The sequence below is a fragment of the Parafrigoribacterium soli genome (assembly GCF_040227235.1).
In the GTDB taxonomy this organism is placed as follows: Bacteria; Actinomycetota; Actinomycetes; order Actinomycetales; family Microbacteriaceae; genus Parafrigoribacterium_A; species Parafrigoribacterium_A soli.
Genome location: NZ_JBELNZ010000003.1, coordinates 130,064 through 155,763, shown reverse-complemented (window position 1 = coordinate 155,763; position 25,700 = coordinate 130,064). Strand labels below are relative to the sequence as shown.

The 25,700-nt window shown below is 67.3% G+C and carries 25 protein-coding genes; 16 read left to right on the top strand and 9 right to left on the bottom strand.

Features of this window, described 5'->3' with window-relative positions; translation table 11 throughout:
- The first annotated feature begins 252 nt into the window (after positions 1-252).
- The 4 genes from ABUA37_RS08970 to ABUA37_RS08955 all read left to right on the top strand — a co-directional run bounded on the left by ABUA37_RS08970 (position 253) and on the right by ABUA37_RS08955 (position 3,039).
- Entirely contained in the window at positions 253-1,281 is a 1,029-nt protein-coding gene (locus ABUA37_RS08970) for a hypothetical protein (protein WP_349898803.1), read from the top strand.
- A 121-nt stretch (positions 1,282-1,402) separates the two neighbouring features.
- Positions 1,403-2,110, top strand: a complete 708-nt coding sequence (locus ABUA37_RS08965) for an ABC transporter ATP-binding protein (protein ID WP_349898802.1) — start codon at positions 1,403-1,405, stop codon at positions 2,108-2,110.
- Positions 2,103-2,861, top strand: a complete 759-nt coding sequence (locus tag ABUA37_RS08960) for an ABC transporter permease (protein WP_349898801.1) — start codon at positions 2,103-2,105, stop codon at positions 2,859-2,861. Before ABUA37_RS08965 ends, ABUA37_RS08960 begins: the two co-directional genes overlap by 8 nt.
- Before the next feature lie 28 nt (positions 2,862-2,889).
- Complete coding sequence (locus tag ABUA37_RS08955; RefSeq protein WP_407075374.1) at positions 2,890-3,039, top strand: type II toxin-antitoxin system YoeB family toxin; 150 nt, start codon at positions 2,890-2,892, stop codon at positions 3,037-3,039.
- Between the two features lie 2 nt (positions 3,040-3,041).
- Here the strand turns inward: ABUA37_RS08955 and ABUA37_RS08950 are convergent, their stop codons facing one another.
- Positions 3,042-7,739: an Lhr family ATP-dependent helicase gene (locus ABUA37_RS08950; RefSeq protein ID WP_349898800.1), complete on the bottom strand. Its 4,698-nt coding sequence runs from the start codon at positions 7,737-7,739 to the stop codon at positions 3,042-3,044.
- Positions 7,740-7,846: 107 nt separating this feature from the next.
- Between ABUA37_RS08950 and ABUA37_RS08945 the strand changes: the two genes are divergently transcribed.
- A complete protein-coding gene (locus ABUA37_RS08945) occupies positions 7,847-8,251 on the top strand; it encodes a low affinity iron permease family protein (RefSeq protein ID WP_349898799.1) in 405 nt (134 codons plus the stop codon).
- A 27-nt stretch (positions 8,252-8,278) separates the two neighbouring features.
- Here ABUA37_RS08945 and ABUA37_RS08940 read toward each other — a convergent pair whose 3' ends face one another.
- Positions 8,279-8,905, bottom strand: a complete 627-nt coding sequence (locus tag ABUA37_RS08940; RefSeq protein ID WP_349898798.1) for an alpha/beta hydrolase — start codon at positions 8,903-8,905, stop codon at positions 8,279-8,281.
- Positions 8,906-9,002: 97 nt separating this feature from the next.
- On the opposite strand from ABUA37_RS08940, the gene ABUA37_RS08935 reads away from it, so the two are divergent.
- A complete protein-coding gene (locus ABUA37_RS08935; RefSeq protein ID WP_349898797.1) occupies positions 9,003-9,545 on the top strand; it encodes an NUDIX hydrolase family protein in 543 nt (180 codons plus the stop codon).
- A gap of 277 nt (positions 9,546-9,822) precedes the next feature.
- Here the strand turns inward: ABUA37_RS08935 and ABUA37_RS08930 are convergent, their stop codons facing one another.
- Both ABUA37_RS08930 and ABUA37_RS08925 read right to left on the bottom strand, forming a co-directional pair.
- Positions 9,823-11,337, bottom strand: a complete 1,515-nt coding sequence (locus ABUA37_RS08930) for a DEAD/DEAH box helicase (RefSeq protein ID WP_349898796.1) — start codon at positions 11,335-11,337, stop codon at positions 9,823-9,825.
- Between the two features lie 267 nt (positions 11,338-11,604).
- A complete protein-coding gene (locus ABUA37_RS08925) occupies positions 11,605-12,219 on the bottom strand; it encodes a DUF1684 domain-containing protein (RefSeq protein ID WP_349898795.1) in 615 nt (204 codons plus the stop codon).
- Positions 12,220-12,328: 109 nt separating this feature from the next.
- Between ABUA37_RS08925 and ABUA37_RS08920 the strand changes: the two genes are divergently transcribed.
- From ABUA37_RS08920 to ABUA37_RS08905, 4 genes are read left to right on the top strand one after another with little or no spacing between them, the layout of a single operon-like run.
- On the top strand, positions 12,329-12,631 hold the full coding sequence (locus tag ABUA37_RS08920; protein ID WP_349898794.1) for a DUF427 domain-containing protein: 303 nt from the start codon (positions 12,329-12,331) through the stop codon (positions 12,629-12,631).
- A 29-nt stretch (positions 12,632-12,660) separates the two neighbouring features.
- Positions 12,661-13,197, top strand: coding sequence for a 2-phosphosulfolactate phosphatase (locus tag ABUA37_RS08915; RefSeq protein WP_349898793.1), 537 nt, complete (start codon positions 12,661-12,663; stop codon positions 13,195-13,197).
- A 9-nt stretch (positions 13,198-13,206) separates the two neighbouring features.
- On the top strand, positions 13,207-14,139 hold the full coding sequence (locus ABUA37_RS08910; RefSeq protein WP_349898792.1) for an ABC transporter ATP-binding protein: 933 nt from the start codon (positions 13,207-13,209) through the stop codon (positions 14,137-14,139).
- Positions 14,140-14,141: 2 nt separating this feature from the next.
- Positions 14,142-15,362, top strand: coding sequence for an ABC transporter permease (locus ABUA37_RS08905; RefSeq protein WP_349898791.1), 1,221 nt, complete (start codon positions 14,142-14,144; stop codon positions 15,360-15,362).
- A gap of 3 nt (positions 15,363-15,365) precedes the next feature.
- Here ABUA37_RS08905 and ABUA37_RS08900 read toward each other — a convergent pair whose 3' ends face one another.
- Positions 15,366-17,267 carry an APC family permease gene (locus ABUA37_RS08900; RefSeq protein ID WP_349899311.1) on the bottom strand — a complete coding sequence of 634 codons (1,902 nt, stop codon included), beginning with the start codon at positions 17,265-17,267 and terminating at the stop codon, positions 15,366-15,368.
- Positions 17,268-17,406: 139 nt separating this feature from the next.
- Here ABUA37_RS08900 and ABUA37_RS08895 point away from each other — a divergent pair, with 139 nt between their 5' ends.
- A complete protein-coding gene (locus ABUA37_RS08895; protein WP_349898790.1) occupies positions 17,407-17,859 on the top strand; it encodes a hypothetical protein in 453 nt (150 codons plus the stop codon).
- A 10-nt stretch (positions 17,860-17,869) separates the two neighbouring features.
- Here the strand turns inward: ABUA37_RS08895 and ABUA37_RS08890 are convergent, their stop codons facing one another.
- Complete coding sequence (locus tag ABUA37_RS08890) at positions 17,870-18,475, bottom strand: CGNR zinc finger domain-containing protein (RefSeq protein ID WP_349898789.1); 606 nt, start codon at positions 18,473-18,475, stop codon at positions 17,870-17,872.
- A 21-nt stretch (positions 18,476-18,496) separates the two neighbouring features.
- On the opposite strand from ABUA37_RS08890, the gene ABUA37_RS08885 reads away from it, so the two are divergent.
- Complete coding sequence (locus tag ABUA37_RS08885) at positions 18,497-18,913, top strand: SRPBCC domain-containing protein (RefSeq protein WP_349898788.1); 417 nt, start codon at positions 18,497-18,499, stop codon at positions 18,911-18,913.
- 56 nt (positions 18,914-18,969) lie between these two features.
- Entirely contained in the window at positions 18,970-20,412 is a 1,443-nt protein-coding gene (argG, locus tag ABUA37_RS08880; RefSeq protein ID WP_349898787.1) for an argininosuccinate synthase, read from the top strand.
- 50 nt (positions 20,413-20,462) lie between these two features.
- Here the strand turns inward: argG and ABUA37_RS08875 are convergent, their stop codons facing one another.
- Positions 20,463-20,918, bottom strand: coding sequence for a SprT-like domain-containing protein (locus ABUA37_RS08875; protein ID WP_349898786.1), 456 nt, complete (start codon positions 20,916-20,918; stop codon positions 20,463-20,465).
- A 74-nt stretch (positions 20,919-20,992) separates the two neighbouring features.
- Between ABUA37_RS08875 and ABUA37_RS08870 the strand changes: the two genes are divergently transcribed.
- Both ABUA37_RS08870 and fdxA read left to right on the top strand, forming a co-directional pair.
- Positions 20,993-21,673: a helix-turn-helix transcriptional regulator gene (locus ABUA37_RS08870; protein WP_349898785.1), complete on the top strand. Its 681-nt coding sequence runs from the start codon at positions 20,993-20,995 to the stop codon at positions 21,671-21,673.
- Between the two features lie 61 nt (positions 21,674-21,734).
- Entirely contained in the window at positions 21,735-22,085 is a 351-nt protein-coding gene (fdxA, locus tag ABUA37_RS08865) for a ferredoxin (RefSeq protein ID WP_349898784.1), read from the top strand.
- Positions 22,086-22,119: 34 nt separating this feature from the next.
- Here the strand turns inward: fdxA and ABUA37_RS08860 are convergent, their stop codons facing one another.
- Entirely contained in the window at positions 22,120-23,268 is a 1,149-nt protein-coding gene (locus ABUA37_RS08860; protein ID WP_349898783.1) for a PQQ-dependent sugar dehydrogenase, read from the bottom strand.
- Between the two features lie 241 nt (positions 23,269-23,509).
- Entirely contained in the window at positions 23,510-24,370 is an 861-nt protein-coding gene (locus ABUA37_RS08855; RefSeq protein WP_349898782.1) for a spermidine synthase, read from the bottom strand.
- 84 nt (positions 24,371-24,454) lie between these two features.
- Here ABUA37_RS08855 and speB point away from each other — a divergent pair, with 84 nt between their 5' ends.
- Positions 24,455-25,480, top strand: a complete 1,026-nt coding sequence (gene speB / locus ABUA37_RS08850) for an agmatinase (RefSeq protein WP_349898781.1) — start codon at positions 24,455-24,457, stop codon at positions 25,478-25,480.
- Positions 25,481-25,700 lie beyond the last annotated feature (220 nt).

Sequence of the window (25,700 nt, the reverse complement as noted above, 5' to 3'; positions counted from 1 at the left end):
GGCCTCCTCTCGCGGTCTGGCAGAAACCCTAGTCGCCAGCGCTGGGCGTGACCTCGTTGCGCACGTGCTGACCCGGGTGATGCATCCTCTATTCATAACTCAGGCAGTTCGCGACGCTCGCCGCCGCCGAGCCCGCGTTCTCGGTGCGCCGCCGGCCCAGGGCGGCGAATTGCAGGAGTTATGCCATGCGAAGGTCCCCGAGACTGCGCTCGGGCATCCGGTCGACCTCGCGTGGGGGGTTAGAGTCGGCAGATGACGGATGCGACGGGGTCGGATCTTCTGAGCGGACCGCGTGGTCGCCGGGTCTGCCTGTGCCTGCTCGCGTCGACGGAGCCGCAACTGCGGGCGCTCGTGTCGCGCGCGGAGACGGGAAGGGGCGGCTCGGGCATCATTGCTGCGCTGACGGATGTCGTTAGCTGTGCGAGCGAGCGTCTCTTCGAGCGCGCCGAGCTCGCACTCATGACGGCGCTCCTGGAGTCAGTAGACGCGGCACGGTACTGGCAGGAGCCCGACGAGACCGATCGTCTCCTCGCCGATCCGCGAGTCCGGGCTGCTCTTGCGCCGATCGCCGAGGCAGTCGCCGCCTCTCCCGAGACCGCGTGGTGGATGACGCCGCTCGATCGTGAGCGGCAGCGATACGTGCAGTGGCTCGACGAGACGCCCATGGACCCGCCGGCGTTGACCGGGTCGGCCGCACTGCTTGAGCAGTGGAGGGCTCGCACGTTCGCCGACGAACTCCAGTCGCGGGAGCGTCCGCACCCCCTTACGGAGAACGTGTCGGGATACTGGTGGTCGGCGCCTCAACTGGTGCCACTCGTGACCACAACCCGAGCGCTTCCCACGCTCGCCGCGGTCAGGCTCGCGCTCGTCGAAGACAGCTTTGGCTGGCAGCAGGCGCGGGTGTGGCCGCTCCGGCCAGCATCCGACGCTCGCGTCTTCGAGATCACCGGGCCGGATGCCTGGGCCGAGTTGGCGGGCAGGTATCCGCTGGATGTGTCGCTGTCCCGTCGCCACGACTGGTGGAGGGCGACCGGGCACGAGGGCAGCTGGCTGATCCCGGACTGGGCGGCCGTGGCATCCGACTTCGACGCGGTGCACCTCACGGTGTTCGGCTACCTCGCGACCGCGGGCCGAGCCGTTGCCGCAGGCAACTCGCACACAGTGCTCGCCGGATGGAACCCCGACGAGACCCACTGGCTCACAGACGTGCTCGCCGAATCCGGAGCGCCGACCGACTGGCACAGAGAATCGTCAGCGCCGCTCGACTGGATCGCGGTCTGATCCTCGTCAGCATGGGCCGGCGCGGATGTACGCTCAGCCCATGGTTGAGGAAAATCACCCGCCAGAGGCGTCGGTCCTCGCCGTCCAGGACCTTCGCGTGTCTTACGGAAGCAAACATGCCGTGAACGGCGTGAGTTTCAGCATCCGATCCGGCGAGATCTTCGGCCTGCTCGGACCGAACGGCGCGGGCAAGACCAGTTGCCTCAGTGCGATCGAGGGGTTGGTCGTGCCGCGCGGCGGCACGGTGCTCGTCGACGGGATCGATGCGCGCGAGCATCCGTCCGACGCGCGTGGCCGGATGGGCGTGCAGCTGCAGGCGACGAGCTTCCAGCCCGAGCTGAGCATCAGCCAGATTCTCCGCCTGTATGCCGGTCTCTACGGCGTACGGATCTCGCGGGACGAGGTTGAGAGTGCCCTGAAAGCCGCGGGCCTCGCGGAGGAATCCCGCAGACGGTTCAAGCAGCTCTCCGGTGGGCAACAGCAGAGACTCTCGCTCCTGATCGCGACGATTCACGATCCGCTGCTGCTGCTCCTGGACGAACCGACCGCGGGGCTCGACCCCCAGTCGCGGCGTGCGCTGTGGCAGCGCATCGAGCAGGCTCGGGGAGCCGGCCGTAGCATCCTCCTTACGACGCACTCGATGGAGGAGGCTCAGGCCGTCTGCGATCGCGTCGCGATCATCGACAGCGGCGCGCTTCTGACTCTGGGCACCCCGGCGGAGCTGATCGAAAAGCACAAAGTCGATCCGCGCGTGCTCGCCGTCGCGCACGGCGAGGTCACCCTGGAAGACGTCTTCATCGGGCTGACGGGAAGTGAGATCCGTGACTGATCAACCATCGCTAGGCCTCGTGATGGGGTCGCTGCTTCGGGCGGATGGCGCGGTTCTGCTACGCAATCGCACCTCCGGCATCGTGACGGCCCTCGTACCCGTCATCATCGTGGTCGCCACCAGCTTCGGGCAGAAGAGAATTCACACCCTCGGTGGCCCGGACCTGATCATCGGTCTGGCCCTGACGGTGGGACTGATCTCCTCGAGCCTTCTCGGCTATGCCGTGAGCCTGTCGCAGGATCGACAGGCGGGCGTGTTGCAGAGACTGCGGGTGACCCCGGCGCCGAGTTGGATGATCATGTCCAGTCGGCTGGTCATCCAGATCGTCCTCAACCTGGTCGTCGCGGTCGTCGTGGTGATCATCGGGTCGATCGTGCACGGGCTCACCCTGAGCGTGGGGCAGTACGCGCTCGTGCTCCTCATCGCCATTCTGGGCGCGGCCGTCTTCCTCTCGATCGGGCAGGCGCTCGTCGGACTCGTCGACTCCGCGGGCGCGGTCAACGCGATCGGGCGCATCCTGTTCGCCCTGCTCCTGCTGCTCGGTCTGTTCGGCACAACGGGCATCCTCGGCGACACCATCAAGGCGATCGCGGACTGGTCCCCGGTGGGCGCGCTCATGACGCTCTTCGCCGACGCGCTTGCGCTGGCGGCGTGGAGCGGCCAGGACACAAACGCGCTGCTGGCCTGTGTCGTCTACATCGTCGTCTTCGCCTTTGTCGGCATCCGTTGGTTCCGTTGGTCGGTGCGCTGAACCGCGACCCCGTCGGCGGTGACGGACGATCGCGAAGAGGTCGTTATCACCCCGAGCCGTTGAAGCACGGCTTCCACGGTACTGGTCTCGCCGAATCTCCGACGAGCACCGCCTCGTTTACAAGGTCGACGACGGAGAGATTCGCATCGCAGGATGCCGTTATCACTGCGGGCGTTAGGGCTAACCGCGCAGCCGAAGTCCCTGCGGCGTCATGCTGAACCCCGCGGCCGTGAGTGCCGTGCCGAGCGGCGTGCCGATCACGAAGACACCATCCGCCTTCTCGACCTTGAGCCTGCCACCCGATCGACGGATCGTGCTGGCGAGGGATGCGGTTGCCGCAGCCAACGCGGACTCGTCGCTGCCGAAGGTGAGCATCGTCTTGCCGCCGCGTTCGACGTACAGCGTGAGCTCACCATCCACGAGCACCACGAGGGCGCCTGCCTTGCGACCGGGACGATGCCCGCGCTTCTCGGCCTCGGAGGAGTCACGGTCGGTCGGAAGGTTCGACGGCCACGGCAGCGCGGCGCCGTAGGGGTTCGCGGGGTCGGTCGCTGCGAGCGTGATCGAGGTGAGCGGCTCGTTCGAGTCCGGTTCGCGGCTGAAACTGCGCAGGCGGTCCACCGTGGCTCCGGTGGCGAACTGCGCGCCACCGAGACCCTCGACGAAGTATCCACGCCGCGCCCTACCCGACTCCTCGAAGCCGCTGAGCACCTTGTATACGAGCGCGAACCCGCCGCGCACGGACTCACTCACGACCGAACCGCGCGTGACGACGCCGTGGCGTTCGAGGAGCAACTCGGCGGTCGCGAGCGCTCGCACGGTGGGGTCGGCCTCCGCGAGCGGCAAGAGCGACCACCGCCCGGCCGCGCTCGGCGGGCCGGACTGCGACGGCAGCGACGGGCGACCCCTGCCGCGGTACGAACGGCTGCGGGTGACCGCTCGCGGCCTGACCGGCCCTCCGAGATACGACCTCAGCGGCGAGAGTGTGTCGTTCGTGACCAGGCCGCCCCAGACGAGCTCCCACAGCGCGGCGAGCAGCTCGCGATCATCCGTGCTGCCCACGGCCGACGCGAGCTGGCGGAAGAAGTACGCGCCGCCCCCGGCGAGGCTCGCGAGGATCTCGCGCTGCAGCTCCGTCGTCTCATCACCGCTCGGCTCGGCAAGCGTGAGCGGCGCGCTCTCAGCCAGGTGCAGGCTCACCCAGCCGTCGTTGCCCGGCAGGGCCCCACGACCCGACCACATAACTTCACCGGATGCCGTGAGCTCGTCGAGCATGACCGGCGAGTAGTCACGCACTCGCGCCGGCAGCACGAGGGATTCCCACGCGGATGCCGGCAGAGCGACCCCCGAGAGCTGGTCGATCACCTGCACCACACCATCCACTCCCCGCAGCGGCTCGGCCACGTGCTGCCAGGCCGGAAGGAAGCGTCCGAGTGTGGCGGCATCCACCGGCTCGACCTCGTGGCGAAGCGCGGCGAGCGAGCGCGCGCGCAGCCGTCGCAGCACCTCGGCGTCGCACCACTCGCTGCCCGAGCTGCCCGGACGGAACTCGCCCTCGACGACGCGCCGCTGTTGTGCGAGTCGGCGCAGCGTCTCGAGGGCGACGGCGGTGCCGAGACCGAGTCGCTCGGCCACATCGAGCGCGGTGAAGGGACCGTGGGTTCTCGCGAAGCGGCCGACGAGGTCGCCGAGCGGGTCATCGACCGGTTCGATGAACGCGACCGGAACCCCGATCGGAAGCGGCGTGCCCAGGGCATCGCGCAGGCGACTCGCGTCTTCGATCACCGCCCAGCGTTCCGCGCCCGCGATCGTCGCCGCCATGAGGCGGTTCGTGCGGACGAGAGCGGTGAGTTGTGCGTGTAGTTCTGCAGTTTCGCTGGTCGAGCTTGTCGAGACCTCGCCTTGACCATGGAGTTGGGAGATTTCGACGGGCTCAATCAGCGGGGCTGGCGTACTTTGCGCGCGAGCCAGCCAGCTGCGCTCCACAATCTCGTCGAGCGAGAGCGGACCGAGCAGTCGCAGCAGGTCGACCACGCCCTCGATGTCCCGCGCCCGGCGATCGGCGGCGAGTCTCTGCAGCTCGAGCTCCGTCTGCTCGATGACCCCGGCATCCAGCAGCTCGCGCAGTTCGGCGCGGCCCAGCAGTTCGGCGAGCAGGGTGGAGTCGAGGCTCAGCGCGGCCGCCCTGCGCTCGGCCAGCGGCGAGTCCCCCTCGTACATGAAGGCGGCGACGTAGCCGAACAGCAAGGAGCGGGCGAACGGCGACGCCTGCTCGGTCTCGGCTTCGACGATGCGGATGCGACGGCTCTCGATCTCGCCTGCCAGCGTCGTCAGGGCCGGCAGGTCGTAGACATCCTGCAGCACCTCCCGCACTGTCTCGAGCACGATGGGGAAGGTCGGATACCGACTCGCGACGGCAAGCAGTTGGGAGGAGCGCTGTCGCTGCTGCCACAGCGGGGACCGCCTGCCCGGGTTGTACCGCGGCAAGAGCAGGGCCCTGGCGGCGCACTCCCGAAAGCGCGAGGCGAACAGCGCGGAACCGCCGACCTCCTCGGTGACGATCTCGCGCAACTCCTCGGGCTCGAACAGAAAGAGGTCCGCTCCTGGAGGTTCGGCATCGGTATCGGGGATCCGCAGAACCACCCCGTCATCGCTCGCCATGGCCGCGCCGTCGATGCCGAATCGCTCCCGAATGCGCGCGCCTACAGCGAGCGCCCACGGTGCGTGAACTTGCATGCCGTAAGGGGAATGAAGGATGACGCGCCAGTCGCCGAGCTCGTCGCGAAAGCGTTCCACCACGATGGTTCGGTCGGTGGGAACGTGCCCCGTGGCCGCCTTCTGGTCGTTCACGAAGGCGATGAGGTTGTTGACCGCTCGCTCGTCCAGGCCTCCAACTGAGACGCGGGCGCGCACCTCGTCCGCGGAGTGCGTGGACACCTCCCGCGTGAACGCGCCGATCGCGCGACCGAGTTCTGCCGGCCTCCCTATCCCGTCGCCCCGCCAGAAGGGAACCCGCCCCGGCTGTCCGAACGCGGGCGAAACGACGACGCGATCGTGCGTGATGTCCTCGATCTTCCAGCTCGTCGTACCGAGCGCGAAGATGTCGCCCACCCTCGACTCGTAGACCATCTCCTCGTCGAGCTCGCCCACTCGGCCGCCCCCGGTCGCTGAACCTGTCGAAGTGCGGGCGCCGTCCGTCGCCCCCACCATGAAGACCCCGAAGAGCCCGCGGTCAGGAATGGTGCCACCGGAGGTGACCGCGAGGCGCTGTGCTCCGGGCCGTCCCGTGATGGTGCCCTTCACCCGGTCCCAGACGATGCGCGGACGCAGTTCGGCGAACTCGTCGGAGGGATAGCGACCGCTCAGCAGATCGAGCGTCGCCTCATATGCGCTGCGCGGCATGTTCGAGAATGGTGCGCTGCGGCGCACCGTGTCGAACCAATCCTCCACGTCCACCTCGTCGAGCGCGACGGCCGCGACGGTCTGCTGGGCGAGGATGTCGAGCGGATTCTGCGGAATCGCCAGCGCCTCGATCAGCCCGGCCGACATCCGCTCACTCGCGACCGCGGAGTGGAGCAGGTCGGCCCGGTGCTTCGGAAAGATGATGCCACGGGAGACCTCGTTGACCTGGTGGCCGGCTCGCCCGATGCGCTGGAGGCCGCTCGCGACAGACGGCGGCGACTCCACCTGGATGACCAGGTCGACCGCGCCCATGTCGATGCCGAGCTCGAGCGAACTCGTCGCCACGACGCAGCGCAGCCGTCCCGACTTGAGGTCGTCCTCGATCACGGCCCGCTGGTCCTTCGACACCGAGCCGTGGTGCGCCCGGGCGAGCAGGGGCGCCCCGCCCGTGGTCGCGCCCGACTGCCCGATCGACTGCGCCGGGAACGCGGGTTGTGCGCCCTCCGCGTCTCCCGCGGCAGAATCGGTCCCTGGGCTTGTCGAAGGGTCCAACCGCTCCGCATAGATCTCGTTCAGCCGCCCGGTCAGTCGCTCCGCGAGCCGCCTCGAGTTAGCGAAGACGATCGTCGAGCGGTGCTCCAGGATGCGGTCGACAATCTTCTCTTCGACGTGCGGCCAGATCGAACCCTGCGGCGCAGCGCCGGCGGCGGAGCCCTCGAGCGGCGCGGTGGTGCCGAGCTCGGTCATGTCCTCGACCGGAACCACCACGGAGAGATCGAACTTCTTCGTCGACTTCGGAGCGACGATGCTCACCGGTGCGCTGCCGGCCAGGAATCGCGCCACCTCCTCGTGCGGCCGCACCGTGGCCGACAGGCCGATCCGCTGCGCAGGCTCGTCGAGCAGCAGGTCGAGCCGCTCGAGCGAGACCGCGAGATGGGCGCCGCGCTTGGTCGAGGCGACGGCGTGCACCTCATCCACGATCACGGTCTCAACGCCGCGCAGGGTGTCCCGTGCCGCGGAGGTGAGCATCAAATACAGCGACTCGGGTGTGGTGATCAGGATGTCCGGCGGCTTTCGCTGCAGCAGCCGCCGGTCCGGCGAGGAGGTGTCTCCCGATCGCACGCCCACCGTTACCTCCGGCGGCTGCAGCCCCAATCGCTTCGCGGTCTGCGTCACCCCGACGAGCGGAGCCCTCAGGTTGCGTTCGACGTCGACAGCGAGCGCCTTGAGCGGCGAGATGTACAGCACGCGCGTGCGCCGCTGGGCGTCCTCCGGCACCGCCGAGGTGGCGAGCCGGTCGATCGCCCAGAGAAACGCCGCGAGGGTCTTGCCCGAACCGGTGGGTGCGACGACGAGGGCGTGCGAACCCTGGGAGATCGCGTCCCAGGCGCCGGCCTGGGCATCCGTCGGTGCACTGAACGCGCCCGAGAACCACTGCCTCGTTGCCGGGGAGAAGCGCTCGAGTGGGGTGGTCATCCTTCTATCCTCGTGCAGGCCACCGACCGCCCGCGATTCAGGGCGGCGGAGAACACGCCGATACGACTCGCCGCCGTTCCCAAGGAACGCGTGGATATGGTGTGAGCATGTCAAAGCCGCCGATTCTGCCCAGTGAGATCTCAGACAAGGTCGGAGCGTTCGACCGGTTCGCCGAGGGTGCGTCGAGGATCGCCAGCCGGGCGTGGTTCTTCTGCTTCTGCGTGGTGCTCGTGGTGCTCTGGGCGCCGTCGATTCTGCTCCTCCACAGCATCGACACGTGGCAGCTGATCATCAACACGCTCACGACGATCATCACCTTCCTCATGGTCGCGCTGCTGCAGAACAGTCAGACACGCGCCGACCTCGCCGTTCAGCACAAGCTCAACGCGATCGCGGACTCCCTGAGCGACCTCATGGCCGAGCGAGGGCTGGACAAGGATGCCGCCGAGCTGCGCGATGCGGTGGGGCTCGAGCAGCGCGAGAGCACGAGCAACAACTCGGGCAACGACTGAGCCGAGCGCCGAAGCGCCGAAGATTCGCTACGAAGCGGCGCCGCGCAGGAACTCTCCGACATCCTGCAGCTCGCTCGCGTTGACGCCGTGGCCGAGCCCCTCATAGATGCGTTCGGTGAGCCGCGAATGCCCCGGCAGCCACTCGAGGGTGTCGTCGATCAGCCGCGGCCCGATCACCGTGTCTTCGGTGCCGCGCCCCCAGAAAACCGGCGGCCGCAGTGTCTCGAGCTGCGCATCACCGGGGTGGATGCCGCGGGCGACGAATCCGCCGAGGTTGACGCCGCGGCCGAAGCGCTCGGGCGCCAGTCGCAGCAGCTGCAGCACCATCACGCCGCCCTGCGAGAACCCCAGGATGTCGACGCTCGTGCAATCGAGACCGTCGAGCCAGTGCAGCACCGCGTTCGCCGCCTCGTCCACGCTCTCGAGCGAGGGTGCGCCGCCGATGAAGTCGGACTGCTCGAACCAGGCGAAGCCCGGGCCATCGCGGAGCGGTGCACGAACGGATGCGATCACCGGCTCAAGAGGAAGCAGCGGCGAGAGACCAAACAGGTCGCTCTCGTTGGAGCCCTTGCCGTGCATGAGCACCAGGAGCGGCCGACCGGCACGGTCCCGCTCCGGTGCCGACCACTGAACCGCATTCGCGTCTAGCTGCATCACCCCATACTCGCACCAGGCCGCCGTCGTGAGGCAACGCGACCACGCAACGCGCCCCACTTCGCGCGCCCGACCCCGCCGCGCGAGAGAATGGAGCATGAGCTCCGTTGGCACCCCAGATCCCAATTCCGGCTGGCTCTCCGATGAGGAGCTCGCCTCGATCCGCGGCCGGCTCCCGCTACTCTACGTCGAGGGCGTGCCGGTGCGCGTCGACGGTCTCGGCAGGGTGATCGAGGTCGGGATGCTGCTGCGAGCATCCGAGACCGGTTCCATCACACGCACCCTGGTCTCCGGTCGCGTGATGTACGGCGAGACCCTGCGCGATGCACTGTTCCGCCACCTCGAGAAGGACCTCGGTCCCATGGCCTTCCCGCTGCTTCCCGCAAACCCCGTGCCGTTCGCCGTCGCCGAATACTTCCCGTTCCCGGGCGAGAGCCAGTACACGGATGTGCGCCAGCACGCGGTCTCACTGGCCTACGTCGTTCCCGTCACGGGCACCTGTGATCCCAGGCAGGACGCACTCGAACTCACCTGGATGACACCACGGGAGGCATCATCCGACGCGATCGCCGCCGACATGGAGGGCGGCCGCGGTTCCCTCGTGCGTGCAGCGCTCGCCTCGGTGGGCATGCTCCACTAGCGCTCCCGCGCCGCTCGACTCACCCACGCTCGCGCGCTCCGGAGCCCGCCCCAGAGCCAGCCCCCTCTCCGCCCACCGCATCGTCCTCGCGCGCGTCGACCCGTTCCATAACTCCTGCAGAACGCGCGACCGGACAGGGCGTTCGGGACGCCTCGCCCTGTGCCGACGCGAATTGCAGGAGTTATGAAAATTGTGGGTGGAACTTCTCCGCTAGCGCGCGGGCACGGAGACAGCAATGGCCCCCGCTCGAGTGGGAGGGCCATTGTTCCAGCTGCGGTCAGCGACCGCGGCGACGACCGCCACCCTGCGACATGCCCACGAGCCCGCCGCCGGAGCCCGCGCGACCGGCGCCGCTGGAGCGACCGCTGCCCGCGCGAGGTGCACCGGAACGCGGTGCGCTCGAGGAGCCCTCGCCGCTGGCCGTGCTGTAGAAGTTGCGCGATCCGCCGCTGCGCTCGGAGCGAGGAGCCCCGGATGCCGCACCGTCGCGAGCGGCGCGCTTGCGCTGCGCGTTCGCGCCCTGTGAGCGTCCGCCACCGGTGCGCCCGCCCTGCGACTGGCGCGAGCGGCCACCGCCCTGCGGCTGGACCGCCGCGCGCGGAGCCGGCTTGACGTACGCGGCGACCTCGCCCACGAGCGCCGCCACGGCATCCGAGGTGGCGGTCACGTGCTGCGGAACGACGCTGATCTCCGCCTTGCGCAGGAGGGCGGCGGTGTCCTTGCGCTGCGTCGGCAGCACGAGGGTCACGACGTCACCGGCGCTGCCGGCACGCGCGGTGCGGCCGGAGCGGTGCAGGTACGCCTTGTGCTCGGCCGGCGGGTCGACGTGGATGACGAGTTCGATGTCGTCGACGTGAACGCCGCGGGCCGCGACATCCGTGGCCACGAGAACGCGCGACGTGCCCTCGGCGAATGCGGCGAGGTTGCGGTCGCGCTGCACCTGCGAGAGGTTGCCGTGCAGGTCGACGGCCGGGATGCCGGCATCGGTCAGCTGGCGCGCGAGCTTCTTCGCGTGGTGCTTGGTGCGCATGAACAGGATGCGGCGGCCGGTGCCCGAGGCGAGCTTCTTGATGAGCTCGTTCTTGGCGTCGACCGAATCGACCTCGAACACGTGGTGGGTCATGGCGTCGACGTGCGAATTCGCGTCGTCGACGGAGTGCAGCACCTCGTTGTGGAGGTACTTGCGCACGAGTTTGTCCACGCCGTTGTCGAGGGTCGCGCTGAACAGCATGCGCTGGCCGGAGCCTGGCGTCTTGTCCATGATGCGGGTGACGACCGGCAGGAAGCCGAGGTCGGCCATGTGGTCGGCCTCGTCGAGCACGGTGATCTCCACCGCATCCAGCGTGACGAAGCCCTGCTTCATGAGGTCTTCGAGGCGGCCGGGGCAGGCCACGACGATGTCGACGCCGGCCTTGAGCGCCACGACCTGGCGCTGCTGGGAGACGCCGCCGAAGATCGTGGTGATCTTCAGGCCGTAGGCCTCGGCGAGCGGCTCCATCGCGTGGGTGATCTGGGTGGCGAGCTCACGGGTCGGCGCGAGCACGAGGCCGAGCGGGCGACCCGGGCGGCGCTGGCCGCCGGCGAGCGATCCACCGAGGCGCGCGACCATGGGGATCGCGAAGGCGAGGGTCTTGCCGCTGCCGGTCTTGCCGCGGCCGAGCACGTCGCGCCCGCCGAGGGTGTCGGGCAGGGTGTCTTCCTGAATGGGGAAGGGGGAGTCGATTCCCTCCGCCGCGAGCTTCGCTACGAGAGGAGCGGGCACGCCGAGCGTGCCGAAGGTTGTTTCAGACATAGGGATTGTGTGGTGCCTTTCGGGCATCGGATGTTCGGAGCGCGGGGTCACGCATCGAACCGTGGCGAGAGTGACGGTGGTCACAATCGATCGCCGGAGAAAGTGTCTACGAACCGATCTGATTTCGGTGAGGAGAGAAAGTCCTTCGATACGGCGCCGGGGCGCCTACTCAGGACAAGCGTTCAACGACGCAGGGAGTTCAAGCGAACTCGCAAGTACAACCACCCTAGCAGTACGCCGCTGCGGCTGCCCGCGTTGGGTCTCCCGTCAGTACTCGCCGGCGTAGAGCTCGCCCACCGGGATCTCGACGCCCACCGTGTTGCTCGGCGGCGCAAGCGGGCACGCCCACGCTGGGTCGTACGCGCACGAGGGGTTGTAGGCGAAGTTGAAGTCGATGACCAGGGAGTTCGGCAGCTCGCCCGGCCCAAGGTCCGCACCCTTGATGGTGTCGAGCAGGTAGCGCCCACCGCCGTAGGTACCCCCGGGTTGCCCAGCCAGCGCATCCTTCACCGGAACGAACAGGCCGCCACCGTAGGTGGTCAGTCGCCACACATCGAGGGAGCCGACGTCGGGCACCTCGACGCGAGCCAGGCGCTCGAATGGCACCACTCCGTCCGTTCCCGTCTCCACCTCGAGCCGTTCCGGTTCGGCCTCGAGCAGCTCCAGTTCGAAGCGCCAGGCCGGGTCGTACGGTGCGACCGACAGACCGACGAAGGTGCTCCGCTCATCCGGCAGCAGCGGGGTGGCCGAATGCGCCGAGAACAGTCGATCGCGCCCGGTTCGCCACAGCTCGTGTCCGATGGCGGGATCGCCCGCCGCGCGAACCGATGCGTACAGTGCAAAGACGTTTCGTCGCCAGTCGACGACCTCGAGTGCTGTCATCCATCAACGCTATCTCCGCCCCGCCCTTTTCGCCGCTCGGCGAAGGTGGTCCGGGCGGGAATTCGGCCACAGAGCGTAGCGTTGTGATGCACGAGGAAGAGGAGAAACCATGAAGGCAGTATTGGGCGACACGGTTGTCGCAGAAGCACCCAAGGAAGATCTCATCTCCATCGAGGGCAACTGGTATTTCCCGCCGTCGAGCGTGAAGAGCGAGCTGCTTGTCGAGAGCGCGACCCCGTACACGTGTCCGTGGAAGGGCGAGTGCCAGTACTTCAGCGTGAAGGATGGCGACGCGCTCCTGCAGGACCGCGCCTGGAGCTACCCGCACCCGTACCCCACCTCGTTCGAGCGCGTCGGCAAGGACTTCAGCAACTACGTGGCCTTCTGGAAAGAGGTGAAGGTCACGGAGTAACACGGGCCGGTCGCCAATAGCATGGCACGGTGAGTTCACCGCACGACCAGTCCCACTATCAGGTCCGCTTCGACTGGGGCCTCGCCGGCATCCAGACCATTGCGACGGATGCCGACGCCATTGTGCTCGTTGACGTGCTGTCGACGAGTCCCCAGCTTTCGATCCCGGATGGGCCTGCCGCCGTCATCGAGGGCGGCTTCCGCAATCGCACCGCCGTCGCGCGCTGGGTGCTCGACCGCCAGGCCGAGAAGGGTGACCGCGTCTTCGTCGCCGTGATCGCCGCCGGTGATGTCCGGGACGACGGCACCATCCGTTTCGCCGTCGAAGACCTCCTTGCGGCTGGGGCGATCATCGATGCTCTCGCCACCGCCGGCATCGACTTCGTCTCCCCAGAGGGCGCCGCGGCCTGCGCGGCGTTCACGGGTCTCCAACGGGCGATCGCGCACCTCGCCACGGCATCCTCGAGCGGTCACGAACTGACCGCTGCCGGTCGCGGCGACGAGATCGCGGCCGCCACGCAACTCGATGTCGAAGCACAAGTTTTTTCCGTGCCCAGAACCCCGTAGCGTTGAGCGATGCAGACTTCCGCAGAAGCGCTCGTCCACATCGACCACTTCGCCATGAGCTTTGGTAAGACCCGCGTCATCGACGACCTCTCCTTCGACATCAACCGCGGCGAGACCTTCGGCTTCCTCGGCAGCAACGGCTCGGGCAAGACCACGACCATCCGCGCGCTGCTCGGCATCTACCAGCCCACGGCGGGCATCCTGCACATCGACGGCAAGCCGTTCAAGCCAGAAGACGGCAACAGCCTCGGCTACCTCCCCGAGGAACGCGGGCTCTACAAGAAGGAGTCCGTGATCGACGTCATGGTCTACTTCGGGCGACTGAAGGGGCTCACCCATCAGGCCGGGAAGGACTGGTCGATGTCCTACCTCGAGCGCGTCTCCCTCGCGGACAAGGCCGCCATCCGTCTCGACAAGCTCTCGGGGGGACAGCAGCAGAAGGTGCAGCTCGGCGTCACCATCATGAACAAGCCCGAGCTGCTCATCCTGGATGAGCCGACCAAGGGTTTCGACCCGGTGAACCGCCGCCTGCTCATGGACATCATCGAGGACCAGAAGAAGGCCGGCGCCACCGTCATGATGGTCACCCACCAGATGGAGGAGGTTGAGCGGCTCTGCGATCGCGTCATCCTCCTGAAGGACGGCCGTGCCGAGGCGTACGGCACCATTGACGAGGTGCAGGACCAGTACGGCGGAGCGATCATCCGGCTGCGGCATTCCGGCGGCGCCATCCCCCCGTCGAAGCACTACGAGATCACCCTCCAGCAGGCGAACTATGCGGAGCTCGCGATGACGGATGATGCAGACGAGTCGGTCATCCTGCGCGAACTGGTCGACGCGGGAGTGCAGGTGCGCCAGTTCACCACGAGCAAGCTCTCGCTCGACGACATCTTCGTGCGCGTCTACGGCGAAGAGACCGCCAATCGCAACGAGGGGGAGTAATCATGGCCCAGCACAACCTGCGCGTCGTCATGGGGTTCGAGGTGCGCCGCACGCTCACCACGAGGCGATTCTGGATCTCGACCCTCGTGGTGCCCGTCGTCATCGGCATCGTCTTCGCCCTGATCTTCCTGAGCAACTCGTCCACGTCGAGCAGCGTCGACTCGCAGAAGAATTCGAAGCTCGCGTTCTCCTACAGCGACGCATCCGGTCAGATCAATGACGCTATCGCCACCCAGCTCGGGGGCACCAAGGTCACGGATGCCGAGCGAGCGATCGCCGAGGTCAAGTCCGGCAAGCTCGACGCCTACTTCGACTATCCGCAGAACCCGGCCAAGCAGGCGGTCAAGGCCTACGGTGTGGACGAGGGCATTTTCGCCAACGGCAAGTACTCATCGATTGCGACCCAGCTGCTGCAGCTGAGCGCGCAGCAGAAGATCGGTTCTCCAGAGCTGGCCTCGCTCGCCCAGGGGCACGTGGATGTCACCTCCGTCACCTACAAGGACGGCCAGGTCGCCGGTGGCTTCAGTGCGCTCATCCCGCCGCTGTTCTTCCTGCTGATCTTCTACGTGGTCATCCTGCTGCTCGGCAATCAGATGCTCTCGAGCACGCTGGAGGAGAAGGAGAACCGGGTCACCGAGATGATCCTCACCACGGTGAATCCGACGACGCTCATCGTGGGCAAGATCGCGTCGCTGTTCATCATCGGCCTGGTGCAGGTGCTCGTCTTTGTGCTGCCGGTCGTCATCGGCTACCTGTTCTTCAGGGAGTCGCTCGCCCTACCCGGCTTCGACCTGTCGACTCTCAGCTTCGATCCGCAAAAGATGATCGTCGGGGCGCTGCTGCTCATCGGCGGCTTCGTGCTCTTCACCGGAACGCTCGTCGCGATCGGCGCGGCCATGCCGAGTGTGAAGGATGCCGGGGCCTTTTTCGGCATGATGATGGCGCTGATCTTCGTTCCGTTCTACATCGTCACCCTCATCGTGAGCGATCCGAGCGCGTTCATCGTGCAGGTGTTCACCTACTTCCCGTTCTCTGCCCCGGTCACGGCGATGCTGCGCAACGGCTTCGGTTCGCTCGAGCTGTGGCAGTCGGCGATCATCATCGTCGAGCTGTTCGGCCTCGGCTACCTCGTGCTGCGACTGGCCGTGCGCCTGTTCCGCTTCGGCTCGATCGAGTACACCCGCAAGGTCTCGCTCAAGACGGCCCTGGCCCGCCAGAAGTAGCGTTCAGCTGACGTGCACGGTGGGCCGCCGCTTGACCTGCGGCTCGGTCTCGCGCAGCACTTCGCGGGTGACCGGCCCGATCTCGCCGCTTCCCGTGACGAGGAACTTGAACATGTTCGAAATCGGATTGCCTTGGGTCCACTCGAGGTACACGTCGGGCACGGTGCCGGTCTGATCCCGGATCTCCAGTAGTACTGCCGCGATGCTGTTCGGGATGTTGGCGCTGACGACCCGCAGCACCCGATAGCCGTATTTCGTCACGCCCCGCACCACGAGGTCCTCCTCGAAGTCTGAGGAGTCGGAGGGGTAGACCTCGAGAAAGATGACCGGTGTGCGTGACGGGATGTGGCTATAGCGTCGCTCGTCGCGGAGCTTGTTGTGGTACTCGGCCTTGACGTCATCACCCGGCTCATGGGCGACAATCTGCACGGCGTCGTAGGACTCGGCATCCTCGGTCACGAAGCGGAGCGCATCCTCGTCCAGAGTGACCGAGGTGGCACGCAGCTGGAACGAGCGCCGAACGCGCGACACGATCGACACCGTCACGATGCCGACGATGAACAATGCAGCGATCCTCACGCCGTCGGGCCGCTCGATCACGTTGGCCACGGTCGTGTAGACGAAGATCACCGAAATCACGCCGAATCCGATGGTGCGCCACAGCTGTCGCTTGCGCCTGGCCGAGAGCGCGACGGCGACGGATGCCGAGGTGATCAGCACCAGAACGCCGGTCGCGTAGGCCCCGCCCTGCGCATCCACGTTCGCCTGGAACACGAGGGTGATGGCGAACGCGATCGCGATGAAGACGAACACGAGGGGTCGCACGGCGCGAGTCCACTGCGGTGCCATTCCATACCTCGGCAGGTAGCGGGGCACGAGGTTCAGGAGCCCCGCGAGCGCCGAGGCTCCGGCGAACCAGAGGATGCAGATGGTGCTGACGTCATACACGGTGCCGAACGCCGGCCCCAGGTATTCGTGGGCGAGGTATGCCAACGCCCGACCGTTGGCTGAGCCTCCCGGCTGGAACGCCTTCTGCGGGATGAGCAGCGTCGTGACGAGGCTCGAGCTGATGAGGAACCCGCTCATGATGACCGCCGCCGTGGTGAGCAACCGTTTGGTGCCGCGGATGCGCCCTGCCGGATTCGCGTCGGTGTCGTGTGGTCCGCCATGCACCTGTGGCATTACTGCGACCCCGGTCTCGAACCCGGAGAGGCCGAGCGCAAGTTTCGGAAACACCAGCAGTGCGATGCCCACCATGCCCAACGGATTGCCGTGCTGGGCATTCAAGGCGCTCCACCAGTCCGTCACCAGGGTCAGATGTTCCGCGGCATGCCCTATCGCCACGACCACGACAACGAGGTTCAGGATGAGGTACACCGACACCAGAGCGACGGCTACTCCGATCGCATCCTTAAAGCCGCGCAGGAAGACCGCGCCCAGAAGCGTGATCAGCAGCAGGGTCACGAGCACCTGGTTGCCGTGCAGCCATGCAGGGGCGAAAGGATTCTCGATCGCGTGTGCCGAAGCATCCGCCGCCGAGAGGGTGATCGTGATCATGAAGTCTGTCGCTGCGAACCCGAGTAAGACGAGCACGAAGAGCTTGCCAGCCCACCAGGGCAGCAGCTTCTCCAGCATGTGGATGGAACCGGAACCACGCGGGCTCTCCGCGGCCACCCTGCGATAGACGGGCAGCGCCCCGAGAAGAGTGAGCGCCACCAGCACGATGGTCGCGATAGGGGAGAGCAGGCCTGCGGCGAGAGCGGCGATCGCTGGTTGGTAGCCGAGGGTGGAGAAGTAGTCGACGCCGGTGAGGCACATGACCTGCCACCAGGAGCGGGTCTTTTCCGCGGTCTGCGCGTGAGGGCCGACGTGGGATCCGTGCGGGTCGACATAGCCCTGCAGCATCCAGCTGCGGAACGAGCCGCGCGCCGGTTTCAGTGTGCTCACTTGCACACAGTACGGCAGATGTCGACGGGTGGTTCTGCCCCGTGCCGTCCCGGTTTTCGGTGATGTGGGTTCCGTGGCCGAGCATAGGCTGGAGGCTGTGAACAGAACCGCAATTCCCTTCCTTGTTATCGGTGGAATCAGCATCATCGCGGGAGGTATAGTCTCGGCGGTTGCGGCGGCATCACCCAGCTACACCTCGTCCTGGGCTGTCGCCTACATAGTGCTGGTCGCTGGCGTTGCCCAGCTGGTTCTCGGTATCGGACAGGCGGAGCTTGCGTCGACTCAGCCGTCGGCACGAGTGATTGTGGGCGAGGCCGTGGCGCTCAACCTGGCGAACATCGCCGTGCTCGTGGGCACGCTGGCGGTGATGCCCGTGCTGAGCTATGTCGGCGCTGGCCTGTTGGTCATCGCGCTCGTGACTTTCGTCTGGGCGGTGCGGGGCAACCATTCTCGCAACCGGTGGCTGCTGTACGCGTTTCGCACCATCGTGGTGATCCTCGCCGTGACCGCCCCGATCGGCCTCGTGATCGCACGCTCACGTATGGGCTGAGGTGTTTGGCTCAGGCTCCCGTGCCGCGCGCCCGGTGCGCCCGCACCTTCGCGCGGTTGCCGCAGCGCTGCATGGAGCACCAGCGGCGGTTGTTGCTGCGCGACTCGTCGTAGAAGACCAGACCGCAGTCATCCGCTGCACACTGACGGATGCGGATGGCCGACGCCGTGCCGAAGAGTGCGACCGCCTCGCGCGCCATCGCCGAGAGCGCCTGGCTCGCGCGGGCGCGGGTGCGTCCGGCCTGGCGACTGCCGCCGGGCAGGGCGGGCGGGATGTCCGGGGTCGCCGCGAACAGGTTGATCACGTCGACGTCGTCGCGGCCTGGTTGCTCGAGACGGCTGGTTGCGGTCGCGAGACGAGCGATTGCACCGCGCAAGGCCTGCGCATCGACGAGATCGCGGTCGGTGACGGTGCCGTCGATTCCGGTGAACCGCTCGCTGAGCCAGCTCGCGAGGTCATCCGGTGTGTGCAGCCGCTCCCAGGCCGGGTTGTCTCCCATCGCCCCGGTGTAGGCGAAGTCGAGCGCGAGCGATCCGGAATCGAACCACCATCGGTGGCCCTCGCCGGTCGTGAACCACTGCCCCGTCGGGGCGATTTCCGTGGAGGTCTGGCGCATGTAACCAATATAGTGAGTTACATGCCGAGCGCAGCAATGAGTACGGGCCACACCAGGGACGCGGGCTGGGAGGTCGGCGTGCGGCAGACCGTTCCCGCTCCGTTGCCGGTCGTGTGGGAGTTCCTGCTCGGGGAGGGGGTTCCGCTCTGGCTGGGCGAGACGACGCTCCCGCGCGAGAAGGGCGCGGCCTACGAGACCGCGGATGGCGTGGTCGGCACGGTGCGCAGCTACACCGAGGGGTCCAAGATCAGGCTCGGCTGGCATCCGAACGACTGGCCGCACGAGACCACGCTGCAGCTCACGGTCAAGGAGGTTGCGACCGGCACGACCATCGGCATCCACCACGAGAAGCTTGCCGATCGAGATGAGCGGCGCATGATGCTGGGCCACTGGAAGTCCGTGATCGCCGACCTCGCCGACGCGGTCAATCACCTCTGAGCGCGGACTCCGCCGGCGCGAATCGAGGCGGGTCCGCTTGTCCTAGGGTTATGGGTATGTCCAAGGTCTTGAGCAAGCTTCCCGTCGGCGAGCGAGTCGGTATCGCGTTCTCCGGGGGTCTCGACACCTCCTGCGCGGTTGCCTGGATGCGCGAAAAGGGCGCCATCCCGTGCAGCTACACGGCAGACATCGGTCAGTATGACGAGCCGGACATCGACGCAGTGCCCGACCGCGCCAAGGCTTACGGCGCCGAGATCGCCCGCATCGTGGATGCCCGCAGCGCGCTCGTAGAAGAAGGCCTGGTTGCCCTGCAGTGCGGCGCGTTCCACATCCGCACCGGTGGCAAGACGTACTTCAACACCACGCCGCTCGGCCGCGCCGTCACGGGCACGCTGCTGGTGCGAGCCATGAAGGAGGACGATGTCGACATCTGGGGCGACGGCTCCACCTATAAGGGCAACGACATCGAGCGCTTCTACCGCTACGGACTCATGGCCAACCCGCGGTTGCGCATCTACAAGCCGTGGCTCGACGCCGACTTCGTGGGAGAGCTCGGCGGCCGCACCGAGATGAGCGAGTGGCTCGTCGCCCGCGGCTTCCCCTACCGCGACTCCGCCGAGAAGGCCTACAGCACCGACGCGAACATCTGGGGCGCCACCCACGAGGCCAAGCGCCTCGAAGAACTCAGCACCGGGCTGGACATCGTCGACCCGATCATGGGCGTCGCCGCCTGGCGCGACGACGTCGAGATCGAGCCAGAGGTCGTCTCCGTCCGCTTCGAGGCCGGGCGCCCCGTCGCCATCAACGGCGTCGAGTTCACGGATGCGGTTGCCCTCGTCCTCGAGGCCAACGCGGTCGGTGGTCGTCACGGCCTCGGCACCTCGGACCAGATCGAGAACCGCATCATCGAGGCCAAGAGCCGCGGAATCTATGAGGCGCCTGGCATGGCGTTGCTGCACATTGCCTACGAGCGACTGCTCAATGCGATCCACAACGAAGACACCGTGGCCAGTTACCACAACGAGGGCCGCAAGCTCGGGCGCCTCATGTATGAGGGGCGCTGGCTCGACCCGCAGTCGCTCATGCTGCGGGAGTCGTTGCAGCGCTGGGTCGGCTCGGCCGTGACCGGCGAGGTCACCCTGCGCCTGCGCCGCGGAGACGATTACACGATCCTCGACACCACGGGCAGCGCCCTCAGCTACCACCCCGACAAGCTCTCGATGGAGCGGGTCGGCGACGCCGCGTTCGGCCCGGGCGACCGCATCGGGCAGCTCACGATGCGCAACCTCGACATTGCGGACTCGCGCTCACGCCTGGAGCAGTACGCGGCATCCGGTCTCATCGGCGGTGCGACGGCAGAACTCGTCGGCCGCCTCGAGTCCGGTCACGCCGACAACATTATGGACCGCACAGAACCGACGGATGCGGAGGCCGACGCGCTCGAGCGCGCAACCGACGTTGCCTCGGAGGGCGCGGCGTTCGACGCCGGTACCGACTGACCCGGTTCGGTCGCGGAGCCTTCGGCGCGTCTTCCGACTGCGCATCACGATTACCGCACCCGGCGCTGCTGCCACGTGATCGCGTGCGCGGGATCAAACCGCTTCGAGCACTTTCCGCAGGCGAGCGCCCGGGTCGGCTTGCGATACCGGTAGTGCAGGTGGCCGGCGGGACACGTGCCGACCCAGGGCGCGAGCTCGTTCGCGATCGCGCCGTCGTGCAGCCGCTTGCCCTCGTAGCCGAGGTCCGCGGCAACCGTCTTCCACTTAGGTCCGTGCCCCGCGCGCGACCCGGCCATTGCGTGGGCAACCTCGTGCAGCAGCACCTGGTGGATCTCGTCATCCTCGTACCGGCCGGCGAGGTAGCGCGAGACGCTGATGCGGCGGTCGGTGTAGTTGCAGAGGCCCGCGCGAGTCTTGGCATTGTCGAAGCCGAACGACCATGTCGGCTCGAGGTGCAGCGCGATGAGCGCGTTCGCCCAGGTGCGCACTCGATTCAGGTCTGCCACGCCACGACCCTAACCCCGGCATCCGACGTCACGAAGTTGGCGCATCTTTAAGCGTATGGCGGTAGTTTAAAAGGATGGTCGAAGACAGAGGTGTCGAACAGCGTCACGCCGCGCTCGCCTCTCAGAGCCGGCGAGCCGTTCTCGACCTGCTCTCCGCGGCGCAGGAGCCCATGGATGCCGCGGCCATTTCCGCGGGCATCTCCCTGCACATCACGACCGTGCGCTTCCATCTCGAACAGCTCGAGCGCGCCGAACTCATCCATCGGGAGCCCTCGCGCGGCGGCCAGCGCGGTCGCCCCCGCGTGCTGTTCAGCCTCACGCCGGTCGCCCGCAGCGATGAGGGCCACAGGCAACTCGCCGAGGTACTCGCCGACGCGCTCTCCAGTGATCCGGATGGCGGCAGGGCTCGCGCGGTCGCGGCGGGCGAGCGCTGGGCCGACGCGAACACCGCAGATCTCGAGGCAGGACCGGATGGCGACGTCGTCGCTCCGCTGGTGACGGTTCTCGAGCGACTCGGCTTCGATCCTGCGCTGCGCGGCGCGGGCGACGACCGGATGATCGATCTGCTGGCGTGCCCGTTCCGCGATACTGCGGCCGCGCATCCGGAGGTCGTGTGCTCGGTGCACCGCGGACTGATCCAGCGCACGATCAGCACCTTCGGTCGCGAGGGTGACCAGGCGGGGCTGCTGCCGTTCGTCGAGCCGGAGCTGTGCCTCGTTCCCCTGCACCTCGGGCACGCGACGAACGATGCATAAAAAGGAGTAATCTGCTTTTAATAGCCGCGAGTCGTGTCGGCGGGGCAGGAAGAGGGCCAGAGTGACCTACGTCATTGCAGAACCGTGCATCGATGTCATGGACCGGGCGTGTGTCGATGAGTGTCCGGTCGACTGCATCTACGAGGGCGGCCGCTCGCTCTACATCAACCCGGACGAGTGCATCGACTGCGGCGCCTGCGAACCCGTGTGCCCGGTGCAGGCGATCTTCTACGAGGATGATGTGCCCGAAGAGTGGACGCCTTTCGTTCAGGACAACGACACCTTCTTCGCCAAGCCACTCCCCGGGGCGACTGTGGCGCTGGGTTCGCCCGGCGGAGCCGCGAAGCTCGGACCGACCGGCACAGACACGGAGCTCGTCTCCAGCTACGCTCCGCTGGCCGACCGCCAGTAGTCCACCGTCGTTCCCTGAGCCTGTCGAAGGGTAGCTAACCCTCCCGCAGCGGTGCCAACTGCACCTGCAGCAGTTTGTCGTCGCCGGCCTGCGGGCGACCCCGGCCATCCGTGTTGTTCGTCAGCATCCAGATCGTGTCGCCCGGGCCGGGGATGACATCGCGGATGCGTCCGTACTCGTTTGCGAAGTAGTCGACCGCATCGAACCGCTGCCCCGGGTAGATCACCCACAGTCGCCTGCCGCCGAGCGCCGCCATGAACAACGTGCCGTCTACGTAGGCTAGGCCGCTCGGGCTCGCCTCCGAGGTCTTCCACTGCTGCACCGGGTCGATGAAGCCGTCCTTCTTGCCGATGCCCTCCACGGTGGGCCAGCCGTAGTTGCCGCCCGGTTCGATGCGGTTCAACTCGTCCCAGGTGTTCTGGCCGAACTCGGCCGCCCAGAGCTGGTCCTCGGCGTCCCAGGCGAGGCCCTGCGGATTGCGGTGCCCCATCGAGTAGACGAGCGAGCCGGGCGTCGGGTTGTCCTTCGGCACGGCGCCGGTGGGCGTCATCCGAAGGATCTTGCCGTTCAGCGAGGCAGGATTCTGTGCGTTCGCGGTGGTCGTGGCGTCGCCCACCGTGGCGTAGAGCATGCCGTCCGGCCCAAACTTGATGCGCCCGCCGTCGTGGTTGCTCGCCCGCTTGAGCCCGGTGAGCACGCTCTCCTGCGCGCCGAGCGAGTAGCCGCCGGCCGCTCCGAGCAGCGGCATCCGCACGATGCGATTGTCGGATGCGGTGGTCAGGTACGCGTACAACCAGCTCTTGCCGGTCGACGAGGCCGCTTCCTTCGCGTTGCCCTTGAGCCGAGCCGCCCCGAGCACCTCGATGCCCAGCAGCCCGCCCTCTCCGCTGTGCACCACCCCGGGTACCGTGCCGACCTCGCGCAGCGCACCACCCTGCTTTAGCTCGCGAATCGTGCCGCTGTCGCGCTCGCTGATCAGGGAGGATCCGCTCTTCAACCGCACGACTGACCACGGAGCGGCCAGCCCCTGCGCGAGCACGGTCGGCGTTCCAACGGGTTGCACCGGTCCCGCACTCGCCGTGGGCCTGGGCGTGGTCGACGCGGACGCGGACGGTCGCGCGGTCACCGTCGGCGCGGCAGTGCCCGTGCATCCGCTGAGCGCGAGCGCACTGCAGAGCGCCAACGTCGCGATTCGCCTAGTCCCTGTTCGCACGTCTCGCCTCCCGCCTCGTATCTAGCATTGCCGACCGCGCCGTAGCTCGCCAGCTTCAGCCCACTCTTATTGCGAGACCAGTCTGTCGTTGGAGAGCGCGCCGAAGGCGGGGGCGTGGTGGGCCTCTATGGGCGGAGCCTTCGGCGCGCTCTCCAACGACGCCACCCCTACGGAGCCTGCGGTGCGATCCACGACGACACCACGACAAACATCAGTCGTGCCGCGTCCCCACCTGAAACACATTCTTCGACGGTGGCGGCGACTGGATGGCCGTGGCGTCGGTCACGACGGACGCCCCCGCCACGAAGTCGCGCAGTTCGTCGCCCGCAACGAGCTTCGACGGATGCGGCCCTCCCGCGAGCAGGCGCGGCAGCCACTCGAGCGGCAACTCGGTGGCCGAGCCGACGAGCACGATGTTGCCGAAGCGACGCCCCTTGAGAATCTGAGTCTCGGCGAGCGCCGCGGCGTGACCGGTCGCGGCGAGGAGCGTCGCGGCCTGGCCGCGCGCGAAGGCGAGGCCCGGCCCATCCGCGACGTTCGCGACGATGACGCCGTCGGGCTGGAGCAGCGCGACCGCCTCTCGATAGAACTCGATGCTCGTGACATGCGCGGGTGTTCTGGCTCCGCTGAACACGTCGACGACGACGAGGTCAACTGTGCCGCGCAGGCCGCCGGGCAGCTTGCCGAGCACCTCGCGGGCATCCCCGTGCCGCACCCTGATGGACGCCTGCTTCGACCACGGCAACTCGGCCCGCACGAGGTCCACGAGCTCCGTCTCGAGCTCGATCACCTGCTGTCGGGAGCCCGGCCGCGTCGCCTCGATGTAGCGGGGGAGGGTGAGCGCACCGGCTCCCAGATGCACGGCGGTGATCGGACCATCCGGCAGCTGGTCGATCACGTGCCCAATGCGCTGCACGTACTCGAAGAAGAGCTGGGTCGGGTCCTCCAGGTTCACGTGCGATTGGGGAGTGCCGTCGACCACGAGCGTGAAGGCGCCGGGTACCCAGCGGTCGGGCTCGATGACGGCGCGGTATCCGCTGTTCTTCAGGTGAGCCGAGGGGTATTCCTTCACCCCTTGATCATCCCATCCGGGGGTGGCTTCGCAGTGGTCGTCTGGCTACATCCCACGCCGGGCGCTCGCGGGTATGGTCTGAGAATGAGCAATGAAGCCCAGCGCCCGGCACCCGTCAGAAGCCTCCCCGCCGGAATGCGCACGCAACTCGACGCATCCTCTTTTCAGGGGCCGGCCACCTTCGGGATGCGCCCCCTGTTGACCGAGCCGGAGCAACTCGACGCGTGGCAACCGGATGTCGCGATCGTCGGTGCCCCGTGGGACGACAACACCACGAATCGCCCCGGTGCGCGCTTCGGACCGCGCGCCATGCGGGCGAATGCCTACGACCCTGGCACCTACCATCTCGACCTCGGCATCGAGATGTTCGACCACCTCGAGGTGATCGACTACGGCGACGCGATCATGAGCCACGGCATGTGGGAGGCCTCGAAGGATGCCATCCACCAGCGGGTGGGGGAGATCGCCAGCCGCGGCATCATCCCGATCGTTCTGGGCGGCGATCACTCGATTACCTGGCCCGCAGCGACGGCCGTCGCAGAGCACCACGGCTTCGGCAACGTCGGCATGATCCACTTCGACGCCCACGCAGACACGGCCGACCAGATCGACGGTAACCTCGCCAGCCACGGCTCGCCCATGCGGCGCCTGATCGAGTCCGGCGCTATCCCCGGCCACAACTTCATCCAGGTCGGGCTTCGCGGATACTGGCCGGGCGAGGAAGACCAGAAGTGGATGCGCGACCACGGCCTGCGTCACCATCCGATGCAGGAGATCTGGGAGCGCGGCGTCAAAGAGGTGATGAAGGATGTCGTGGCCGAGGCCCTTGACGGCACAGACGCGATCTACCTCTCCATCGACATCGACGTGCTGGACCCGGCCTTCGCGCCGGCAACGGGCACCCCCGCCCCCGGGGGCTTCGCGCCGATCGACCTGCTGCGCGTCGTGCGTCAGATCGTGCTCGACACCAACGTCGTGGCGATGGACGTGATGGAGGTTGCCCCCGCCTACGACCACGCGGATGTCACGATCAACAACGCGCACGGCCTCATCTGGGAGACCCTCGCAGCCCTCGCCTACAAGAATCGGGCCGCCGGTCGCTCAGACTGACGGTCGGTCGCTGAGCTTGTCGAAGTGCCCCCGAAACTGGGCGAACGCCGTGTTTATACTCGCTTTTCCGGAAATGGTCAAGAATCGAGTAGACAACGCCGTTTCGGCGACCTATAGTTGTTCTTTGCGCTCCCAGGAAATCTTTGCCTTCATATTGCGGTCGGCTGCGCGTGCCACGACGGTTCACTCCTCTGGCATATCCCTATGAGGTTCTGGCGAG

What these genes read in the sequence shown, in the direction of transcription:
- ABUA37_RS08970 (WP_349898803.1), top strand. Translation starts at nt 253, where the DNA reads ATGACGGATGCGACGGGGTCGGATCTTCTGAGCGGACCGCGTGGTCGC.
- ABUA37_RS08950 (WP_349898800.1), bottom strand. Translation starts at nt 7,739, where the DNA reads ATGACCACCCCACTCGAGCGCTTCTCCCCGGCAACGAGGCAGTGGTTC.
- ABUA37_RS08945 (WP_349898799.1), top strand. Translation starts at nt 7,847, where the DNA reads ATGTCAAAGCCGCCGATTCTGCCCAGTGAGATCTCAGACAAGGTCGGA.
- ABUA37_RS08940 (WP_349898798.1), bottom strand. Translation starts at nt 8,905, where the DNA reads ATGCAGCTAGACGCGAATGCGGTTCAGTGGTCGGCACCGGAGCGGGAC.
- ABUA37_RS08935 (WP_349898797.1), top strand. Translation starts at nt 9,003, where the DNA reads ATGAGCTCCGTTGGCACCCCAGATCCCAATTCCGGCTGGCTCTCCGAT.
- ABUA37_RS08930 (WP_349898796.1), bottom strand. Translation starts at nt 11,337, where the DNA reads ATGTCTGAAACAACCTTCGGCACGCTCGGCGTGCCCGCTCCTCTCGTA.
- ABUA37_RS08925 (WP_349898795.1), bottom strand. Translation starts at nt 12,219, where the DNA reads ATGACAGCACTCGAGGTCGTCGACTGGCGACGAAACGTCTTTGCACTG.
- ABUA37_RS08920 (WP_349898794.1), top strand. Translation starts at nt 12,329, where the DNA reads ATGAAGGCAGTATTGGGCGACACGGTTGTCGCAGAAGCACCCAAGGAA.
- ABUA37_RS08910 (WP_349898792.1), top strand. Translation starts at nt 13,207, where the DNA reads ATGCAGACTTCCGCAGAAGCGCTCGTCCACATCGACCACTTCGCCATG.
- ABUA37_RS08905 (WP_349898791.1), top strand. Translation starts at nt 14,142, where the DNA reads ATGGCCCAGCACAACCTGCGCGTCGTCATGGGGTTCGAGGTGCGCCGC.
- ABUA37_RS08900 (WP_349899311.1), bottom strand. Translation starts at nt 17,267, where the DNA reads ATGCTGCAGGGCTATGTCGACCCGCACGGATCCCACGTCGGCCCTCAC.
- ABUA37_RS08890 (WP_349898789.1), bottom strand. Translation starts at nt 18,475, where the DNA reads ATGCGCCAGACCTCCACGGAAATCGCCCCGACGGGGCAGTGGTTCACG.
- ABUA37_RS08885 (WP_349898788.1), top strand. Translation starts at nt 18,497, where the DNA reads ATGCCGAGCGCAGCAATGAGTACGGGCCACACCAGGGACGCGGGCTGG.
- argG (WP_349898787.1), top strand. Translation starts at nt 18,970, where the DNA reads ATGTCCAAGGTCTTGAGCAAGCTTCCCGTCGGCGAGCGAGTCGGTATC.
- ABUA37_RS08870 (WP_349898785.1), top strand. Translation starts at nt 20,993, where the DNA reads ATGGTCGAAGACAGAGGTGTCGAACAGCGTCACGCCGCGCTCGCCTCT.
- speB (WP_349898781.1), top strand. Translation starts at nt 24,455, where the DNA reads ATGAGCAATGAAGCCCAGCGCCCGGCACCCGTCAGAAGCCTCCCCGCC.